We start from the raw sequence: 20,789 nt of genomic DNA, 5'->3' as shown, positions 1-20,789 counted from the left end.
TTTGCGCCACCAAAAACAAAACGCCCAGATGGCGGAATTGGTAGACGCGCTGGTCTCAAACACCAGTGGATGCAAATCCTTGCCGGTTCGATTCCGGCTCTGGGTACAAAATAAAAATCATAAAACGCTCATAGTTAAGAAATTATGAGCGTTTTTTATTTGTCGGGGGACGTTTGGGGGACAAGTGCGAACGTATATTGCAAAAACATAACATTGTCTTTTTTTTACAAAAAAAAAGCACGGATTTTGCAAAATATTTGCGCTTCCCCGTGCTGTATTTTTGTGAGCAAATTCCCGTTATTTATATTCATTCTAAATAACAAAACGGTAACTTTTTGTCGGTCGTTTAGCTTGTTATTATATATCTGTAAATGCCACCCAAATTTTAATATTATTATCTGCTATTTTTTATTTTTTTGAAGTGCTTGCAATATAAGCACTCAATTTTAGATGTTATTTTTATTTAAACCAAATACAAACAGTTAAATATTTAAAATTAGCCCCCTTTTAGCTTGATTTAAGCCCCGAAATGTCTTTTATGATATAAGGTATCATAAAAAGTATTTCAGGGCTTAAAATCGGCTTTAAAATCGTTATTCGATTTTTGAGGGTTGTTTTACTGATATTTCGGTTTCTGACAACTCTTTTTTACCGTCTTTTGCAGTGCTTGCTTTCATAACTTCTAAAAACAGGTTTGCTCCTTTTATCTCTTTCAAAATATCTGGACACTCCCACAAATTGAGGTAACCAGTGCGAAAAGCATTTAACATCGCTATTTTTAGCTCTCTCGTTACTTTAATCTTCATTTTCCGCCTCCTCAATAATATCGTTATTAGTTTTTACTAATTCATTAGCCAATTTGTTTAAATCTTCATCAGTCATTTTATTGAAGTTCAAATGCCCCTCGATTGACTGCATTTTAGGTAAAACGTATTGCAATAATTTTTCAACAATTCTCCAGCGTTCAACTGGATCCAACTGTTTTAAATCCTTTTTGAGTTGTGGACGTTGTTCATTGATAATTTCTTTTATCCACTCTCGCATTTCTTTAGTAACCTTGTTAGGTGTACCTTTCGGTCTCCCTCTTGGGTTGTTTGTTGTGCCTTTAACTGCCATATTTTCTGTATTTTTTTGTTGTTTTCAGAAAAGCAACGGTTAAAACTCCATTTTCTTTATAACCTCATTAGCTTCGTCATCAGTGGCTTGTTCCAAAGATTGTACAGCTCTTTGTTCGTCCTCCAATAGCTCCCTAATGCGGTTAATTTCGTCTATAACAGTTTGTTCCTCCCTTTTAGCTTCGAGGTCATTCCTTCCCCTGTTTCTTAACGTCATTAACACCGTTTCGGCTTCTGTTAGTTCGGTGGTCAATGTTTTAATATTTCCCATTCGGATAAATTTTACCGCCTTGTTTTTTTGGTATCTATCATATTTAGTTTCCATAATTAAAATCCTATATTTTTTAATATTTCGTTAACGTTATTTTCTCCTGCTTTTATCATTGCAAGTTCATTTTTTGCGTCTTCAACTTGTTTTTTCCAGTCTAAAATGCGAAAATCCCAGTATTTCCGCATTTCACATTTTTCGTGAGTAATTTCGCCTTGACAGCATTTCCATCTTTCAGCTTCGGCATTTTCTAAATTTGCAGTCAAACAGCTTACTTTATCTTCAGCCATTCTGACTTTTACAGAGTACGCCCTTATATCTTCTGCATACTCTTTTTTAATTTGTTCAAAAGTTTTAATCATAAACTTGAATTTTTAAGTTGTTAATAAATTGTTTAAAATTGCTTTGGTTTGCTTGCATTTTCATTTTAAGCGTAAACCAAATTTTTACTGTGTAAACCATCTTTGCGAGCCTGCATTCCAAGCACATTGTTCACTGGGTCGTGGCGGAGCGTCCATCGGTATTTTTGCTCTACCTGTTCCGTATGTGCGAATACCGTCTTTTATAAATTCGCCAACACCCAATTTTACATTTTTTGGCGGTTTAGTCTTTGAGTCTTTAACCTGCCATTCGTCAATTTTAGCTTGCCAATTTTTTATGCCCTCCCAATTTTTTGCAGAATAGTAATAAAAAAATTGTTCGCCATCTACAATATAATTTTTTGCCTCAATGTATTGTTTAACTTTGTCGAGTGTTGGAGGCATTTTGCTTCCCTCTCTTTTTATATTATCTAATACATTATTATCTAATATATTATTATCTAATATATTATTATTTACTTGTTCCAACGTTGTTTGAACATTGTTTGAACGTTGTTGGAACGTTGTTGGAACATCGCTTTGATTATTTTCTTTTTTCTTTTTTCTTTTTTCGGCGCTTTTAAGTCCTGCTATTCTGAGTTTTTCCTTTTTTTCCTCATATAATAACATTCTACGTTTCAAACTTTCAGAATAAAATATCTCGTCATCTTTAACTACAAATAACTCATAATCATAAACCACTTTTTTTACCTTTTCAAAATCAGCTCCGTAACGTTTGGCAATTATGGGTAATAGTTTTATAGGACATTCATATGAGGGCTGGTCTCTTAAAATTTCAACAAGCACCCAAAAAATACCGTAACTTTCTAATCCCATTTCATTAGTCATTAAAGCAATTTTTATATCGTCTTTTGCATTACTATCGTGGGGGAAGTAAAAAGCGTCCTTTTTTGTTCTCATCTTTTTGTGTCTTTAATGTAATACTTTTTATAACGTGCATTTTTGGCACTTGTACACCAATAGTCAGAAATTTTTACGCCTTTTTTTCTTAAGTCTGCAATAACTCGTCTGGGGTCTGCTATATACAGTTTTTGCATAAAATCAATAGTTCCAAAATGCCCTCCAGTTAATAGTAAGTTATATATCATTTTTTGTTGTCGGGATAATAAAATTATCGTACCTTTGTCTTTATCTGCAATAGCCCCTTGAGCGTTTATAGCTTTGGGGGTTTCTTTTGTTTTCATGGTTTTAAATTTTTATTGGTTAATAAATGGTTTTTAAATTAGCTTGTTTACTATCGTTTTTAACTTCATAGCTATTGCCAACGCAATCAACTATTTTAACACAGTAAAAGCGGTTTGCAAGTTCGTTTATAAGGTCGTTTGTGTCTGCTTTTGACAATTTACCGTCATATTCTTTTTGTTCGATTTCTATGCGTTCGATTTTTAAATGTTCGGCGTTCCTTCGGTGTTCAAACTCTATGTGTTCAACATTAAAGTGTTCAAATTCTATGCGCTCAATTTTGGCGTTTTTTTCAGTCCCTTTGTTTTTAGATTTCATTTTAACCCTCCTTTCCTGTTAGTATTATAGCAATAGTCAACGGCTTGTTTTTCTATTTCATTTGCCGTTGTAATAGGGTTTTGCAAAAGCCAGTCATTTAGCTCTTTGCGGTCAAAATAAATCATTTTGCCACGTGGTTTGTAATGTGGGATTTTGCGCTCATACGTAAGTTTATAGAGGTGTGAACGACTTAATCCAGTGTAATTAGCTGCTTCAACGAACGTTAAAACGTCTTTTGTTGCATACAATTGGTTTTCAATTGTTTTAAGTCTGTTTAAGATTTCTTTTTCCATTTTGCATTATTATTTAGAATTGTACCTTAACACTGTACGTTGGTCGATACAGTCTATTTGTACATCAAAAACGGCTTACCAACAACCACCGTTATAATGATAATGCAAAAATAGAGTGAATGAGAGAGAAAAAAGGTCAACAGTTGTCAACGGTTAGGACAACTGTTGACAACTGTTGACTTTTTTAAATTAGTTCATTAATAATAGTTTCTTTCATTTCTGGGTATCTTTTGGGTTGCTCTCTCCAGTTTTGAGTAATTTTTGATACGATTGTTTTAATAGTTGAAATTTTGGGAGGTTTGTTTTTTATAGTAAAACACTTGAAGGCTAATTCCCATATGTTTGTTTTGTTGGTTGTGATAAATAAATCATTTACAAACATACCTAACAATCCCGCTGTTTCCATCCAGTTTATAGGTTTTGTAAATTCATTCCTGCCAGTACATACATATATAAAACTGTTTAAATCGCTTTCAGAATGAATATATCTACCTTGTTTTAGTTTTTCAAATGCCTCTGTTAACTCTTTATCGTTAAAATCCCCGTCAAAATGTGGCTGTTTTAGTACTTCGTTCGTTGGTTTGTTGGCTTGTGGTTCAGGGGGCAAAGTGTTTGTATTGACGGGTTCTTTTTTCTTTGGCAGTTCATTAATGTATTTTTGGGCTAATTGTGTAGTACCGATATAAAGTTCTATATCTGTAATATTTCTACTGTATTTTAGGTATATTCCGCATTCTTTTTGTAGTTCTAACAAGTCAATACCATAGGTTACTAATAAAGCGTCTAAACGATTGGCATATTGTGAAACTGCGAACGCATAAACACACAAACACCATTCGACCGTGTTTTTATCGACCGTTTCATTAATTATTTTTACAAATTGACTGCTTATGTAGTCGGTTCTTTCAATATCTTTTTTCCTTTGTTCAATAACCATTTTACACGCTTCAATTTGTTCTTTGGGTGTTCCTGACGGTTTCAATATTGTGTCTTTTGGCACACTTTCCCAGTATTTTAGGTCTTGTTTTGCCTTCTCAATATCTTTTTTTAAAGAATTAATTGTGGCTACTGGTTTAAAAATATCGCTAAATCTTTTAAATGGGATTAGTAGTGAAAATAAATAATTTTTTTTCTCTTTTGGAGAGTCGCAAATTATTAAATTTTTCTCTATTTCGTCAATTAGGGGGCTTTTAAAGCCAGTTATAATACTTTTATCAAATGCCTCTGTTTTTTCAATTATTTTGATGGGTAACTCCTTGTAATATTTTTCCCATTGTGGAGACAAATTATCATAGCTTTTTGGATTAATCCCTAAATCATATTTTTTTTGAATGTAATCAATACAATTGTCAACAATCCCGCCAAATTTAAAAGGCTCAAAAAAGGCATTTTCTAAGGTTTTATTCATAGCTATTGGCTTTTATAATTTATAATCGGGCAAAGCATTAACCGCTTTCTTTTTAAGCTCGTCAACAACACGTGTGTATTTTTCTGTATGTTTTAAACTTGAGTGTCCTAATGTGCTTGAAACTGTTTTTATATCGGGTTTTGCTTCACTTGTTAAAAGATTAACAGCAAAGCTATGCCTTGCACAATGCCAAGTTATATGTTTGTCTATTCCTGCACGTTTGACCCACGCTTTTAAGGTTTTATTTGAGCCGTTCCCAGAGGGTAAATCAAACACATAATTATCGGGGTGTTGTTGCTCTCCAATCATTTTTAATGCCGTTGTATTGAGGTCTATAATGGCGATTTTGCCTGTTTTGATTTGGTCTATTGTCATCTTTTTATTTGCAAAATCAATATTTTTATATTGAAGTGCTTTAACGTCAACAAATCTTAACCCAGTAGAACAACAAAACAAAAAAGCTCTTTTAAGCTCTGAATTTTGACACGGTGTTTTCGCAAGTAAAATTATTTCGTCATTAGTCAATATGTCCTTTCTCAGCCCCTCAACCCTTTTGCAAATTATGCCGTCTGTGGGGCTTTTGTATATTATTTCCTCGTCAACTGCACGTTTAAGGATTTTTTTGAAACGTTGAAAATAGCCGTGTGCGCCCTCTCCAATGCTTCTACTTTCTAAATAACTAACAAAGTCAGTCATCATTACTTTGTCGATTTGGGCTATTTTGAGGCTCTTTTGATTTAAAAAGGGGCGTTGTTCAGTTAGAAAGTCTTTAAACCTCTGTATTGCGCCCACAATCATTCTTATATCCTTTTTAGTATAGTTGTTTTTGTAGTTTTCAGCAAAGGCAAAAAAAGCAACCTTTTTTTTAACGGGTATTATTTGACCGAAATTTGAATGTGTTATTTGCGTTTCACGTTCTAATCTTATTTTTTTTGCTAATTCGAGAGTTCTTTTATTGTTTTCTTTTTCTAATGGCGTTCGTGCTTTTTTATTGATATGGAGTCTTAAATACTCTTTGTTTCTCACTCCGTTATCGTACCAATCTAAAAACAAAGTAGTATTTCCATTTGCCATCTTTTTTTCTCTCAATTTTACAATATCGCTGTTTTTTTTCCTTGCCATATCGTGGTGTTTTTTTGTTTGCCTTTCCTTTGATTTGCTATTCTTTGCAAAGATAGTTTTTTATTAAATATTAAACAATATTCGGGGGACGTTTGGGGGACAAGTGAAAGCAAAAAAAGGTCAAAACAAGTGAAAATAAATGTTTGCTTTAAAACACTAATCGACTGTTACTGAGTGTCTTTATTTTCCTTTGCTTGGTTGTTATTTGGCGGGTTGTGTATTGGCTCTGGGTACAAAAAATAAAACGCTTATAGTCATATGATTATGAGCGTTTTTTCTTTTAAAAGAGAAGAAATAGGAAACATTAAGGACGTTTAATTAATAAAAACAAAGCCAACTATTTCACCATGAAACAGTTGGCTTTGTTATGTTAACTTCTAACTCTTTTTAATAAATGCTATATTTAATTTAATATTTATAACCTATGCTTAACAAAGTTTACTGTTTTTTATTTCTGCGATTATTAATAATTAAATAAGCAGTTGACAAGCCAGCTAAAAACATGAAACCATTTCCTATTGGAAGTTCTCCGCCTGGTCCACCTGGACCGCCTGGACCACCTGGTCCACCTGGACCACCTGGATTGCGAAACTTATCTGATTTGTCATTTTTATCGTTTTTATTATCTGACAATCTTTCTCTTCCAATTTGTTTCTTTCCAAACTCTTCTTTCTGCTGTGAATAAAGCAATGTAGAGGATGTTAAAATTATTACAAATACAAAGATTACACGCAATCTTCTTTTTATAAGTTTCATGTTATTACTATATTATTTATTCTACAAACAGTTTTTTAGAATAATATCCCTGTTCGCCATTTATTACAACAATAAATATACCAGTTTTATTATCGTTTTTTATTGTATGGTTATTAACTCCGTTTAATTGTTCATAAAAGACTAACTTGCCAGTTATGTCATATACCGTTACCGTCCCTGTTATTGGTTCGTGACTATTAATATTTATAACATCTTTTACTGCAAATACATCTATATCAATTTTGTTATTAGGGGTGTTGTTAATTGCTACGTTTCCACCTTTTGGTGTTATACGTACTGAAAATGTATTGTAACTATTTTCATCTTCGCTTGATAAACTATAAGGTTGTTCAAGATTATGATATTTGTCTGTTTTTTTATTGTATAGATAAACATCAAAATCTTCACCTATAGTGTTTCCGTTCAGAACTAATCTGTATGATAAACTTCTGTTATTTATTAATCCTATTGGGACTTCTATAAAATGATCGGGTTCTAGTGTGTTAAGTAGGTTTTCGTTTATTGATGATAGAATCATTTGCGTGTTATTAGATCCGCGAATACTAAATACTTGGGGTCTTTCCACTTCAGGAAAGAGCGGAGGTACAAAAGCATCAATATCAGTATTTATTTCATTTAATGCTTTTGGATGAAATAGAATAGCTGTCTCACTTACAGCTGATTCATTATCAAAAATAGATAAACGAAGAATTTTTTCAGTAGACTTTTCACTGTTTCTTATGTAAGGATCGTAACTATGAACACGAGCGTTATTGTTTATACCCAATGTAGCAGTAACTGGGTCTGGAGATGTTGAGTCAATTAACAACACATAGAAGCCATTACTAGCAGGGATTATTCCATTTGTACCTTCTGGCACACCAACACCTGTTTCGTAATTGTAGGTGACGTAACCAGTAAATCCAGCATTTTCCATATTTTTGTATATGGTATTGTTAATGTTTTCTCTGCTCCAACCTTCAGAAATTCCCCAGTCAATAGCCGATGGATAAGGATTTCCCATAAAATTCCATCCGTCTCCACTATGACCATTTTTTGAGTTTGTTACATCAATTGATTGTGGTCCATTATTAAAACTACCTCTGAAACGCACCGTGTCCTTGCTACCAGGATATATTGCGTAACCTTTCATTTTTTCAACAATATCTAAATTGCCTAAATTAACCCAGGTTGATGTAGTTTCAATCCATCTGCTAACATGGAAACCTGTGAATTGTAAAGCATTATTGTTATTATTTGGAATACTTGCTATATGCCAATCTTTTACAGTAACTTTTCTTGTTAAGTAAGATTCTCCAGTTACATCAACGCTAGAACTTCCTCGTATGACCAAGGATCCTGAACTTATAGCATCTCCTTTTAAATAAAGAGTACCATTTACCGACAATACAATGCCACCCTCTTCTACAGTTAGTCGCCCTTTGCTTGTTAAGGTCAGGTTTTTAACACTTGAGTTTTGTGATAATACTGGATGGTTTGTTACTTCAGGTATTATTACGTTATTTTCATTAAATGGGACATGCTTCAATGACCAGTTTTTGGCGACTTCCCAATTTTCTGATATATTGCCATTCCATGTATTCAGTCCTCCTAATTGTAGTGAGTATGGGTTGTCTATTGCTGGCGATATATTGTAAATAGGATAATCGCTATTATTGAATGCATACACAGTAAAGTAATAGGTAGTCCCTAATGTTAAACCTGTAATATCGACCGATGTTTGATCTCCTGAATATACCCATTGTGCTCCTGAATTTTGCCACTCTGAATTTGTGTTATATGTAATAAAGTCTTCAGGCGTTAAGTAGTTTTCGGCTATATTCATACAAACTATTGAGTACATGCCATCTCCTCGTGTCCAGTTCACAGTAGCACTTGTAGCTGTAACATTGCTAAACTCAATATCGAAGTCTTGTATTAAAGGAGGAGATAATTTTATCGAGTTTGGATTTTTAATAGCTGTTGATGTATTGAACATTGCATATTGAGACTCATTATTATAAGCAAAAACTCTAAAGAAGTATTGTATATCGGTTGAAATATTTGTTACGATCACAATATTGCTATTTCCATTATAAACAACTTGTTCTCCGCTATTTTCCCAAGATGAATTGGCTGTATAATCAGTAAAATTTGTAGGTGTTGTAAATACATTAGATGTGTTCATCACAACAATTCTGTTCATTCCATCTCCTTTTAACCAAGAAGCTTTAACTGAATTTGGTCCTTCATAACTAAACATAATGTTTGAGTCCTGAACTTCTGGTGCTGGATAGTAGTAGGTAAAAGATGTCGGATTATCTAATGCTTCACTTGTATTATACATGGGATTTCCTGTGGTTTTTTCGTTAAACTCATACGCTCTGAAATAATAAGTAGTGTTTGCTGATAGTCCACTTACTTCAACACTAGAGTTTGATCCGTTGTATATAGCCTGTTGTCCTGAACCACTATATGCATTGTTAATCAATGGGTATTCGCCATTTGTGGGATCTGTAAATGAGTTAGTGTTATTAATATAAACAACGCGTCCTTTTCCATTGCCATTAATCCATGAAATATTTGCTTTGCCATCAAGAATAGCATTTGCTGATATTTGAGATGTTTGTATTGTCGGAGTTACTTTTTGTGTTTCAAATGTGATGGTAGATATTTCTCCATCAGTTTTATAACTTATGTTATGATATCCTGTGGCAGGACGATTTGCGGGAAACACGCTTAAAGAATAAGTGGTTTCTAGGTTTAATAAATCGTAAGAATATTCATTTTGGAGGTTTTCTACCAAATCAACACATCCTATTGTAGCTTTTAGCACCGAAGGTTGAACGCCAGATTCAATCAACTCAGGATTAACAGGAGTATTACCTTCAACAAGAACGCACAGATATCTATTTGCTCCAGTAGCGACATCAAAACTTATTTGGACAGAACAACTGTCCAAATGAACAACGCTGGGTGTGCCACAATTCGTAGTTGGTTCTGGTGCTACTGTTGTAGCTTTATGTACTGCTCCATATATTGTGTCAGTTGGGGTTATGGCGTATATACTAAAATAGTATCTTGTTAATGGAGTTAAACCTGGAATTGTCAATGTATCGGCAGACTTCCAATGGTCAACAGATACATGTGTCCCATTCAAATCTAGATTGTCAGATAAACCATAACAAATACCTTGACTTGTTGTGTTGTTGTATCCAACAGTGTAAGCTACATTAAAAGAAGTTGATGTTTTTTTAAATATACTGATTGCAATTAAAGTATCCTGTGGAACTTGCCCCAAAAGGTGAGTAGGTATAATGTAAGAAGCAAATAGCACGAAAGCCGTAAAGAATACTTTATTCTTTGATAATTTTTTTTTCATATCTAGTTGTATTTTATATTCGGAAAATATTTAGCTCAACGTTATCGTTTGCCAATTATACGCATAAAAATACATATATGTTGCATAAATTTGTCCAACGTCACTGTTTTTTAGACGAAAACTCCCGACAAATATACTAATATTAAATGAGCATGTAGACATACAATCGCCAACAAATCATTAAATTTGTGCTTGTGGTTTAATAATTTTAATAACTTTACAAGCCGTAATCTAACTTTACTAATAGTTTGAAATACAATTTGTTTAATTTAAAATAAAAACATAAGAAAAATGAGCACAAATGAAGTAAAAACAAAAGGAACAGGCTGTCTTGCTTCTGTTATGATTATAGTCCCAATACTGATACTACTTGTAGTGTTTGGCATTATGGCTTATTCAAGTTACAATGGAATGGTTTCATCGGAAGAATCTGTTGATGCACAATGGGGTAAAGTAGAGTCTAATTATCAACGTAGGCTTGACTTAGTAGAGAATTTAGTTGCTGTTGTAAAAGGTTATGCAGGTCACGAAAATGCAACTTTAGTTGGTGTAATCGAAGCTAGATCTAAAGCAACAGGAATTAATATTTCTGGTGATGATTTGACTCCCGAAAATATTGAACAATTTCAGTCAGCTCAAGATGGACTTTCATCAGCGTTGTCACGTTTAATGGTTGTTGTTGAACAATATCCTGATCTTAAGGCTTCTGAAAACTATCAGAGACTTATGAATGATTTAATGCAAATTGAAGAGAGTATTTTGGTAGAACGTAACGCATTTAATGATGAAGCTCGCAAATACAATACATATATACGCAAATTCCCAAAAATTATCTTTGCTAAGATGTTCGGTTTCAATGCAAAAGGATATTTTAAAGCATCTGAAGAGGCTCAAAAAGCACCTAAGATTGAAATGTAAATTGAGTTGAAAGTTTTAAAGTTACTATATATAGAAAGCATTAGCATTGTATAATTAACAGGTTAGCAAATGAAGATAATTATAGGTGGCGCAGGGGCTGTCGGATACCAAATCACCAAAATGTTATCTGGCGAAAATCATGAAGTCGTTGTTGTTGATATTGATGAAGAATCTCTGAATGTACTCTCTTCACAATATGATGTTTTGACAGTTACAGGGTCTATTACTTCATTTAATGTGCTCAAACAGTCTGGTGTAAAAAATGCTGATCTTTTTGTTGCTGTTGCCAGCAATATGGAAGTCAATATGATGGCGTGTATTTTAGCTAAACGCTTAGGGGCTCAAAGAACCGTTGCCAGAATTGACAGTGCTGAGTATTTAAACCCAACGAATCGTTCGCATTGTATTGGTATGGGTGTTGATGCTTTGGTTTATCCACAGATGTTGGCTGCACGTGAGATAGTTAACCTTTTGACACAGACAGGTACTAGCGAGGTTTTTAACTTCTCTCAAGGAATGCTTTCATTGCATGTGATTAAACTTAACAAAAATGCCTCTGTTATCAACAGAACGGTAGTCGAATCTACACAAGTCGAAGAGAAGCTTCTATATCGTGTTGTTGCGATTACACGTGACGGGGAAACGATAATACCGCGAGCGTCAGATATTTTTAAAGAGGGTGATGTTGTTTATGTGATAGCTAATCAGAAAGGTATATCCAAAATTACTAAATACAGCGGACACGAAAAGCTTGAACCTGAAAATATAATGATTCTTGGTGGCGGGCGTATAGGGTTCAGAACCTCAAGTGTTTTAGAGAAAACAGCAAATGTAAAGCTGATTGATTACGATAAAAGCAGATGTTTTGAACTAACCGATATGCTTTCAGATAGTTTGGTTATTTATGGGGATGGGCGTGATACTGAAACTCTTGTGCAAGAGGGTATTGAAAATATGGATGCTTTTATTGCAGTTACGGGCGATAGCGAAATAAATATACTTACCTGTTTGCAGGCTAAAAAAATGGGCGTTAGAAAAACTATTGCAGCCGTTGAAAGTATTGATTATATCAGCTTGACCGAAAACATGGGGATTGATGCAATTATTAACAAAAAATTAATAGCTGCAAGTTATATTCTTCGATTTACCATAAATGCTGACGTTTCTTCTTTTATGAGCTTAACGGCAACCGATGCTGAGGTATTTGAGTTTATTGTAAGACCCGGTGCAAAAATTACTAAAGGAAAACTTAAAGATATAAACTTCCCGAAAGATGCAGTTGTAGGGGGTTTTATAAGGAAAAAAACAGCATTTACTGCCGATGGCAACACACATATCAAAGCAAATGACCATGTAGTTGTTTTTTCGTTGTCAACTGCAGTTAATAAGCTCGAAGAGTTTTTTAATTAATCATGCTCAATCGAAAATTTATAATCCACATACTTGGCATATTACTTATTGTTGAGTCAGTTTTTTTATTTTTATCAGCCCTTGTTTCATATTACTACAACGAGTCTGATATAAAAACCTTTATACTAAGTGGTTCTGTTACTTTTTTTGTGGGACTATTGTTTTTTTTGTCGACGTTAAAAAGTAAACGTGTTGTTAATAGGAGGAATGGGTATATAATTGTAAGTCTGGTTTGGGTCGTCTTTTCTATATTTGGGTGTCTACCATATTACCTTGGAGGATATTTACAAAGTTTTACTGATGCTTTTTTTGAAACCATTAGTGGGTTTACAACAACAGGAATAACAACTGTTAATGATATAGAATCATTACCACACGGGATTTTGTTCTGGCGTTCTTTGACACAATGGATAGGAGGTATGGGTATTATTGTTCTTAGCCTCGCTATTTTGCCATTTTTTAATGTTGGAGGACTTCAACTGTTTTCGGCAGAAGTTACAGGCATTACTTTTGAAAAAATTAAACCAAAACTTAGCGACACAGCAATAACATTGTGGACAATTTATCTGTCTCTTACTGTACTTGAGATAGTTATGCTTAAAGTTGCGGGTATGTCAACTTTTGATGCTGTTTGTCACTCTTTTACAACTATGTCAACTGGTGGCTTTAGCACAAAAAACAGTAACATAGCGTATTTTAATTCCCCTCAAATAGAATATACGATAATTGCGTTTATGTTTATTTCAGGAATTAATTTTAGTGTACTATATTATGTCCTAACATTTAAGTTTTCAAAAATAAGAAAAAACGAAGAGTTGTTTTTTTACTTTATAATTACAGCTCTGTTTGCAATTATTCTGTTTGCCCCTTTACTATATTCTCCGGTTAAAGCAACTAGCAGTTTTCGTTCTGTACTGTTTCATACGGTTTCGATAATTACAACCACAGGATTTGTAATGACAGATTTTGTACTATTGCCAACATTCACTGTAAACATTGTTTTTCTGTTATTATTCATCGGTAGCATGACAGGTTCGACCGGAGGAGGAATGAAAATTATTAGAGTAACAGCTGTTATAAAGAATATTTACTACGAAACACGTAGGATAATTCATCCAAGGGCTGTTATACCACTACGTTTGAATGGCAGATCTGTGCCATCTAATTTGGTGGGTAATATTTTAGTTTTTGTTGTTGTATATATCTTAATTTTTATAGTAGGTGCGATTGCTTTAACATTTCTGGGATTTAATTTTGAAACTGCTCTTGGAGCTTCATTAACTTCGCTTAGTAATGCAGGACCAATACTTGGCAAGGTGTCAGCACCACTTAATTGTACTGAGTTCCCCGTTGCAGCCAAATGGCTAATGTCACTGCTTATGCTGATTGGAAGACTTGAAATTTTTACAGTTTTGGCATTGTTTATGCCTAACTTCTGGAAAAAATAATCTAGAAAATAGGTGAAAAACAACAATTATTTTTATGATATTTGGAACCTTGATTGTTTATTTTTTGCTAATATGGAACTAACAATCAAAATATAACATTAATAGGTTAATTATAAGGCACATTAGTTTTAATTAAATCGAAAATTAAAAATTTAAAACATATAAAAATATGAGAAGATTTGTATTATTATTGTTTATGCAAGTGTTTGTGTTACAGGCATTTGCGCAAAACTTAGTTTTGCTACCAACTAAAAACTTTACCGAAACAAAAGCAATGTTTCAGAAAGATTATCTTACAGTTCATTACCATTGTGATAAGTTTGTTATTGGTACGGCATCACATGATTTGAAAGAAAATCAAACTATTCTTCTTGATCCACAACCATGGCAAAATGGTAGTGCATATTACGTGGTTTTTGTAGATAATGATGAAAAAAAGACCGAATACATCAAGCAGAATAGAAATAATTTCGAAATCTTATTTGACAATGAGAATATCATAATTGTAAAGGTCAGTGCTGAACGTCACCAGTATATTAAACCTGCTAAAAACGATGGGTTAATCAGAATTTTTAATAATAAAGCAAGATTACCTGAAAACAATATTAGATTTCCTGAAATATCTGAAGTAGATCCTTTTGTTGATGAGTTATTACTACAAATTTCAGGAACAAATCTTACTACAATAGTTCGGCATCTTCAAAATTATGGCACGCGTAACGCCTACGTTCCTCAATCGATTGAAGCACAAAACTGGATAAAAGGAAAATTTGAAGAACTTGGATTAACAGTAGAGATACATGATTTCCCAATGCCGTCTGGATCTGCAAGTGACAACGTAATAGCTACAAAATTAGGGACGAAATATCCTAACGAAGTTGTAATGCTTGGCGCACACTATGACACCTATTCAAATAGTTCTAGTCAGCCAGGTGCCGATGATAATGCATCTGGAACAGCTGCTGTTTTAGAAATTGCACGAGTACTAAGTCAATACAGTTTTGACAGAACAATAGTGTTTTGCGCATTTTCAGGTGAAGAGTATGGCTTGTATGGAAGTAAAGCCTATGCACAAAGATGTGCGCAAGAAGGCATGGATATACTTGGATATTTTAATTTAGACATGATTGGATATTTAAAACCTTCAAGCACAGTTATTAAAACAACCCTTATATACCCACAATCAGCTCTTGAGTTAGCCCAATTTTACACAAACGTTTGCAGTATTTATCTGCCCAGCTTTGTAGTTGAACCAGGAACTTTATTAGGAGGCTCAAGTGATCACGAATCATTTAATAACAATGGTTATATGGGAATTTTTCCATTTGAAGATGTTGATAACCACAGTCCGTATATCCACACAGCAAACGATACAGTTGGATTAAGCTATAATAACGTGCCAATGGCAACTACATTTACCAAGGCAACTTTAGCATCAGTTGTAACAATGTCGAATATGCGATTTCCTCCAAAAAATTTAGTAGCCTTGCCGTCAGACAATGTGGTTGAGTTGTTTTGGGATTATGTGGTGGATGTTTCTTGCTACAAAGTTTATAAAAACGGAACATTATGTGACTCAGTAACAACCAATTATTTTGCAGATTTTGATGTTGTAAACGGAAGAACATATCAGTATTATGTTACTGCTGTTTTTGCCGATACAAACAAAGAGTCTGGCAAGTCAAATACTGTTACTGTAAAACCAACTGTTCCTATGGTGCCACCCGTTGTTTATGATTTTGAAGGTGGTACAGATGGCTGGAAATTTGAAGGCGAATGGGGATTAACAAATACAAGCTACCACTCTCCCTCAAAATCACTTACCGAAAGCCCTAACGGCAACTACGGCAATGGTTGGAATACTTCTGCAACTTTTGGTCCCATTGGGTTGATGGGATATGCAAGTGCTCAACTGACGTTTTGGACAAAATACGAAATAGAAACAAACTACGATAATGTTTATCTTGAGATGTCTACCAATGGAGCACAATGGGATAGAATAGAGAAGTTTACAGGAACGCAAACAATGTGGATGCAGAAAAGTTATTCGCTTAATGATTATCTAAACAAATCAGTTTATATAAGATTCAGATTTATGAGTGATGCATCTGCGAATAAAGACGGAATATATATTGATGATTTTGAAATATCGGTAACAGGAAACGGACAGATGCAACCTATAAAATTATACTCAGGTTGGAATGGTGTGTCAACATTTTTAACACCAATAAATTCAGATGTTGAAGATATTACACAGTCTATTACAACCAATCTTGTTATCATTCAAGACGAAATAAATTCATATCAACCATCTACAGGAATTAACACGCTGGAAAATTGGGATACCAATAGCGGATACAAGATAAAAGTTTCTAATAATACATATTTTCGAATTGCCGGAAATAAAATAGAAAATAGAAGTGTAAACTTAAAACAAGGATGGAATATAATGCCAGTAATTAGTGAATGTAATGTTTTTTGTGACGATTTTTTTGCTTATATTCCATCTATTGTAGTGATAAAAGAGATAGGTTCAAGTGGTGTATACTGGTCTCCGAAAAATATTGCAACTTTATATTACCTGCAACCAGGAAAGGCTTATTATGTGTTTGCATCTGAGGATGTTACTATTGATTTTCCCGATTGCAAAGGTGATAAAATCATAGCAGATTTTAAAGGTACAACAAACTATCCATGGGGGGTGGAAAAATCAAGTGGAAACTCACATATTATTGGTATTTCAAAAGAGGCTTTACAAGATTTTTCTATTGGCGATAAGATAGGTGTTTTTACCACACAAGGTAAATGTGCAGGAGCAATGGCTATTGGAAGTTTAAGTTTTAATACAGCATTAGTAGCATTTGCAAAAGATACAACAGATCTCAGTTCTAATGGATTCGTTGATGGGGAATTAATGAATTACAAGATTTTTAAATCGTCAACAAACTCGATTCACGACTATTGGGCAGAATATAGTTTAGAAATTCCCGATTCAAGTAGATTTATTTCCGAAGGAATGTCGTTTGTGACAAAGTTTAATGATGGGGGTATTAATGTGCAGAGTGTAGAATATAAGGTTAGTATATATCCAAATCCTGCTAAAGAATATTTGTTTATTGACTTGCCTGGCGAAAATCAAGCTCGTATCGAAATAATTTCGATTTCAGGACAGATTGTACACACTGAGTTTATTAGTAAGAAGGCACAAATAGAAGTATCAACATTACCCGAGGGTATATATTTTCTCAAAATAATGAGTAAGAACCAAGTTATAGTGGAGAAAATTATTGTACAATAAAGTTAAAAGTAGGTGTGACGTAACCGTAATTAAATTAGAAGTCAAAAGTCTGAAATCCAAAACACAAAAAAATGCCACCTCAAATGGGGTGGCATTTTATTTGAAGAGTCGATTATTAGTCGTTTATAACTTCAACGTTAACAGCATTCATGCCTTTTTTTCCACGTTCAACTTCAAAGCGAACTTTGTCGTTTTCGCGTATTTTGTGAATTAAACCTGTTTGGTGTACAAAGATATCTTCGCCACCTTCGGTTGGTTTGATAAAGCCGTAACCTTTTGTTTCGTTGAAGAATTTTACTGTTCCTTCTCTCATGATTGTAATAATTAATTGTATTAAAAGTGTTAAAAAGTTTCAAATTAATGGTTGGTAAAAACATTAACCGAAACTAAATGAATGTTAGTGGATAATGTTGCTTTGGACTTCTGTTTTGCCAAAACTAGTCAATGAGAAAAGAAACCTAAAAAATGAATTATTCTGTTAAGAATCTTACTGCAATTCCTAATTTTACTACCAAAATTTGAGCAAAGGTAGAGCTATTTTTTACGTTTCCAAATTATTCCAATTAATTAATTGGAAAATATTTTATGAAACAATCATGGTTAATAAGAATAATTTTCATAATTTTGCGGTTCTAAATAAAAAAGAATAATTTAATAATAGAATAATATGTATTTAACAAAAGAGAAAAAGGTTGAGATTTTTTCAAAGTATGGGAAATCAGAGAAAGACACAGGAGCAGCAGAATCGCAAATAGCTCTTTTCTCTTATAGAATTTCACATTTAACTGAGCATTTGAAACGAAACAAAAAAGATTTCAGCACTCAAAGAGCTCTGTTGACTTTAGTTGGGAAAAGACGTCAGCTTTTAGATTACCTGAAGAAGAACGATATTACCAGATATCGGGCAATTATTGCTGAACTTAACCTGCGTAAATAAAATAAAAGGCAATGAAAATTGCCTTTTTTTGTAACTATTAAAATAATAAAACATATGAACATTATAAAAAAACATATTCCACTACCAGATGGAAGTGAAATAATATTAGAAACCGGCAAATTAGCAAAACAAGCTGATGGAGCAGTAGTACTTACATGCGGAAAAACTATGTTGTTGGCAACAGTAGTATCCGCATCTGAAGCAAAAGAAGATGTGGATTTTATGCCTCTTTCTGTTGAGTATAGAGAAAAGTTTGCAGCTGCAGGTCGTTTTCCAGGAGGCTTTACACGCAGAGAAGGACGTCCGGGAGATTCGGAAATATTGGTAGCCAGACTTATCGACAGGGCATTAAGACCATTATTCCCCGATGATTTTCACGCAGAGACATTTGTTAACGTTGAGTTAATCAGTTCTGAAAAAGATATCTCTCCAGATGCCTTGGCAGGATTAGCAGCATCGGCAGCTATATCTGTTAGCGATATACCGTTTAATGGTCCAATTTCAGAATGTCGAGTTGCACGTATAGATGGTGAGTTTGTTATCAATCCAAAAGTGTCTGATTTAGAGCGTGCTGACATCGATTTGATTGTAGGTGCAACCATGGAAAATATTATGATGGTTGAGGGCGAAATGAAAGAAGTTGACGAAATGGATATGCTTCAAGCTCTTAAAGTTGCTCACAACGAGATTAAAAAACATTGTCAAGTTCAAATGGAGATGTCTAAAGAGCTTGGTATTGTTAAACGTGAATATTGCCACGAAGAGAATGACGAAGAGTTGCGTAAGAAAGTTTGGGATGAGTGTTATCAAAAAGCGTACGATATTGCATCTAAGGGAAATCCATGCAAAAAAGAGCGAGCCGAGGCTTTCGACGCTATTAAAGAGGAGTTTTTATCGCAATATACTGAAGAAGACGAAGTTAACGAAGTACTTATAGGACGTTACTATCACGAAGTAGAGAAAAAAGCCGTTAGAGATTGTGTGTTAAAAGAACGCAAAAGATTGGACGGCAGAAAATTGGACGAAATACGACCAATATGGTGCGAAGTTGATTACTTGCCGGCTACACACGGCTCAGCAATTTTTACTCGTGGAGAGACCCAGTCATTAACCACAGTTACTTTGGGAACAAAATTAGACAATAAATTAGTTGACGAGGTTACACGTCAGGGAGTTGAGACATTCTTGCTACATTATAATTTTCCACCATATTCAACCGGTGAGGCAAGACCATACAGAGGAACGGGTAGGAGAGAGATAGGACATGGCAACTTGGCTTATAGAGCACTGAAACCAATGATTCCGAATGAAGATTTTCCCTATACCGTACGTGTAGTTTCTGATATACTTGAGTCAAATGGGTCAAGTTCTATGGCAACTGTATGTGCGGGTACGTTAGCGCTTTTAGATGCAGGCGTAAAGATTAAAAGGCCTGTTTCGGGAATTGCTATGGGGTTGATTACAGACGGTGACAAGTATGCTGTTCTCTCAGATATTCTCGGAGATGAAGACCATCTTGGAGACATGGACTTTAAAGTCACAGGTACTGTTAATGGCGTAACCGCAACACAAATGGATATTAAAATTGACGGATTACCATACGAGATACTTGAACAAGCTCTGCAACAAGCCAAGCAAGGACGTTTGCACATTCTGTCAAAAATGTTAGAGGTAATGCCAGAACCACGTCCTGATCTTAAACCTCATGCACCAAGAATGATACAGATGACAATTCCGAAAGATTCTATTGGAGCATTAATAGGACCGGGTGGAAAAGTTATTCAAGAGATTCAACGTGTAACCGAAACTATAATTACTATTGAGGAAACAGAAGGGAAAGGTATCGTTGAGGTTGCTGCATTTAATAATGAATCTATGGACAAAGCCATTGCAATGATTAAAGATGTAGCGGGAGTACCAGAAGTTGGAAATATTTACAAAGGCAAAGTTAAGTCAATTCAATCCTATGGAGCTTTTGTGGAAATTATGCCAAACAAAGATGGTCTGTTACATATTTCTGAAATTGAGTGGCGCAGATTAAATAAAGTTGAAGAAGTGTTGAAAGTAGGCGATGTCATTGATGTTAAGCTGCTTGATATTGATGATAACGGAAAACTAAAACTTTCGCGCAAAGTGCTGTTACCTAAACCCGAAGGTAAGGATCAGAACAAATAGTACATTTGTTGCTATTTGTAAACAAGCATAAATTATTAAGATTTGTCACTATTTATATAGAGGCAAATCTTTTTTTTCTTATTGAATTTTTATAACTTTATGCACAACTAAAAGTTGTTATTAACTAACACCAGAAATTTAAAATCCTCTTTTAAAAACAGTAATCATGGCTAAAACAAATAGACAAATAGAAGACAATCAATCTATTATTGTAGAAGGGAAGGTTCCTCCACACGATCTTGAAATTGAAAAAGCCGTGTTGGGTGCATTAATGTTAGACAAAGATGCTTTAAATGATATAGTTGGGCTTTTAAAAGAGTCGTGCTTTTATGGTAAGGGACATGGCAAAATATTTAAAGCCATAACAGAGATGTACGAT

Annotated in this window: 20 protein-coding genes and 1 tRNA gene; 8 read left to right on the top strand and 13 right to left on the bottom strand. The window is 34.1% G+C overall.

Translation table 11 applies throughout. The features are described 5' to 3' along the window. Positions 1 to 22: 22 nt before the first annotated feature. A tRNA-Leu gene (locus GX311_01725) sits at positions 23 to 106 on the top strand. 487 nt (positions 107 to 593) lie between these two features. Here GX311_01725 and GX311_01720 read toward each other — a convergent pair. The 12 genes from GX311_01720 to GX311_01665 form a co-directional block, all read right to left on the bottom strand. Beyond that, positions 594 to 806 carry a hypothetical protein gene (locus tag GX311_01720; GenBank protein NLK15097.1) on the bottom strand — a complete coding sequence of 71 codons (213 nt, stop codon included), beginning with the start codon at positions 804 to 806 and terminating at the stop codon, positions 594 to 596. Next, on the bottom strand, positions 796 to 1,116 hold the full coding sequence (locus GX311_01715; GenBank protein NLK15096.1) for a hypothetical protein: 321 nt from the start codon (positions 1,114 to 1,116) through the stop codon (positions 796 to 798). Before GX311_01715 ends, GX311_01720 begins: the two co-directional genes overlap by 11 nt. Positions 1,117 to 1,155: 39 nt before the next feature. Next, positions 1,156 to 1,440: a hypothetical protein gene (locus tag GX311_01710; GenBank protein NLK15095.1), complete on the bottom strand. Its 285-nt coding sequence runs from the start codon at positions 1,438 to 1,440 to the stop codon at positions 1,156 to 1,158. Positions 1,441 to 1,442: 2 nt separating this feature from the next. Continuing rightward, the gene (locus GX311_01705; GenBank protein ID NLK15094.1) at positions 1,443 to 1,745 is read right to left on the bottom strand and encodes a hypothetical protein; all 303 of its coding nucleotides are present in this window, start codon (positions 1,743 to 1,745) and stop codon (positions 1,443 to 1,445) included. Between the two features lie 84 nt (positions 1,746 to 1,829). Continuing rightward, positions 1,830 to 2,663 carry a DUF4373 domain-containing protein gene (locus tag GX311_01700; protein NLK15093.1) on the bottom strand — a complete coding sequence of 278 codons (834 nt, stop codon included), beginning with the start codon at positions 2,661 to 2,663 and terminating at the stop codon, positions 1,830 to 1,832. Beyond that, entirely contained in the window at positions 2,660 to 2,947 is a 288-nt protein-coding gene (locus GX311_01695) for a hypothetical protein (protein NLK15092.1), read from the bottom strand. The genes GX311_01700 and GX311_01695 overlap by 4 nt, the downstream gene beginning before the upstream one ends. A gap of 19 nt (positions 2,948 to 2,966) precedes the next feature. After that, positions 2,967 to 3,263: a hypothetical protein gene (locus tag GX311_01690; protein NLK15091.1), complete on the bottom strand. Its 297-nt coding sequence runs from the start codon at positions 3,261 to 3,263 to the stop codon at positions 2,967 to 2,969. Continuing rightward, positions 3,260 to 3,556, bottom strand: coding sequence for a helix-turn-helix domain-containing protein (locus GX311_01685; GenBank protein NLK15090.1), 297 nt, complete (start codon positions 3,554 to 3,556; stop codon positions 3,260 to 3,262). Before GX311_01685 ends, GX311_01690 begins: the two co-directional genes overlap by 4 nt. A gap of 184 nt (positions 3,557 to 3,740) precedes the next feature. Continuing rightward, entirely contained in the window at positions 3,741 to 4,964 is a 1,224-nt protein-coding gene (locus tag GX311_01680; protein ID NLK15089.1) for a hypothetical protein, read from the bottom strand. Between the two features lie 12 nt (positions 4,965 to 4,976). Further along, positions 4,977 to 6,086 (bottom strand): site-specific integrase, encoded by a 1,110-nt coding sequence (locus tag GX311_01675; GenBank protein NLK15088.1) that lies wholly within the window; start codon positions 6,084 to 6,086, stop codon positions 4,977 to 4,979. 438 nt (positions 6,087 to 6,524) lie between these two features. Further along, positions 6,525 to 6,776: a hypothetical protein gene (locus GX311_01670; GenBank protein ID NLK15087.1), complete on the bottom strand. Its 252-nt coding sequence runs from the start codon at positions 6,774 to 6,776 to the stop codon at positions 6,525 to 6,527. A gap of 82 nt (positions 6,777 to 6,858) precedes the next feature. After that, on the bottom strand, positions 6,859 to 10,224 hold the full coding sequence (locus GX311_01665) for a T9SS type A sorting domain-containing protein (protein NLK15086.1): 3,366 nt from the start codon (positions 10,222 to 10,224) through the stop codon (positions 6,859 to 6,861). A gap of 342 nt (positions 10,225 to 10,566) precedes the next feature. On the opposite strand from GX311_01665, the gene GX311_01660 reads away from it, so the two are divergent. The 4 genes from GX311_01660 (at position 10,567) to GX311_01645 (ending at position 17,298) form a co-directional block, all read left to right on the top strand. After that, positions 10,567 to 11,142 carry a LemA family protein gene (locus GX311_01660; protein NLK15085.1) on the top strand — a complete coding sequence of 192 codons (576 nt, stop codon included), beginning with the start codon at positions 10,567 to 10,569 and terminating at the stop codon, positions 11,140 to 11,142. Positions 11,143 to 11,211: 69 nt separating this feature from the next. Continuing rightward, the gene (trkA, locus tag GX311_01655) at positions 11,212 to 12,552 is read left to right on the top strand and encodes a Trk system potassium transporter TrkA (protein ID NLK15084.1); all 1,341 of its coding nucleotides are present in this window, start codon (positions 11,212 to 11,214) and stop codon (positions 12,550 to 12,552) included. Continuing rightward, on the top strand, positions 12,552 to 14,000 hold the full coding sequence (locus GX311_01650) for a TrkH family potassium uptake protein (GenBank protein NLK15083.1): 1,449 nt from the start codon (positions 12,552 to 12,554) through the stop codon (positions 13,998 to 14,000). The genes trkA and GX311_01650 overlap by 1 nt, the downstream gene beginning before the upstream one ends. A 169-nt stretch (positions 14,001 to 14,169) precedes the next feature. Then, a complete protein-coding gene (locus tag GX311_01645; protein NLK15082.1) occupies positions 14,170 to 17,298 on the top strand; it encodes a M28 family peptidase in 3,129 nt (1,042 codons plus the stop codon). A gap of 115 nt (positions 17,299 to 17,413) precedes the next feature. Here the strand turns inward: GX311_01645 and GX311_01640 are convergent, their stop codons facing one another. Then, positions 17,414 to 17,611, bottom strand: a complete 198-nt coding sequence (locus tag GX311_01640) for a cold shock domain-containing protein (protein NLK15081.1) — start codon at positions 17,609 to 17,611, stop codon at positions 17,414 to 17,416. A gap of 354 nt (positions 17,612 to 17,965) precedes the next feature. Between GX311_01640 and rpsO the strand changes: the two genes are divergently transcribed. The 3 genes from rpsO to GX311_01625 all read left to right on the top strand — a co-directional run. Next, positions 17,966 to 18,235, top strand: a complete 270-nt coding sequence (rpsO, locus tag GX311_01635; GenBank protein NLK15080.1) for a 30S ribosomal protein S15 — start codon at positions 17,966 to 17,968, stop codon at positions 18,233 to 18,235. 54 nt (positions 18,236 to 18,289) lie between these two features. Then, the gene (gene pnp, locus GX311_01630) at positions 18,290 to 20,410 is read left to right on the top strand and encodes a polyribonucleotide nucleotidyltransferase (GenBank protein NLK15079.1); all 2,121 of its coding nucleotides are present in this window, start codon (positions 18,290 to 18,292) and stop codon (positions 20,408 to 20,410) included. A 166-nt stretch (positions 20,411 to 20,576) separates the two neighbouring features. Next, a partial coding sequence (locus GX311_01625; GenBank protein NLK15078.1) for a replicative DNA helicase occupies positions 20,577 to 20,789 on the top strand: 213 nt, incomplete at its 3' end.

It is taken from the genome of Bacteroidales bacterium, assembly GCA_012519055.1.
Classification (GTDB): Bacteria; Bacteroidota; Bacteroidia; order Bacteroidales; family Salinivirgaceae; genus JAAYQU01.
Note: the sequence above shows the minus strand (reverse complement) of the source record. Positions and strands in the feature narration are given on the sequence as shown.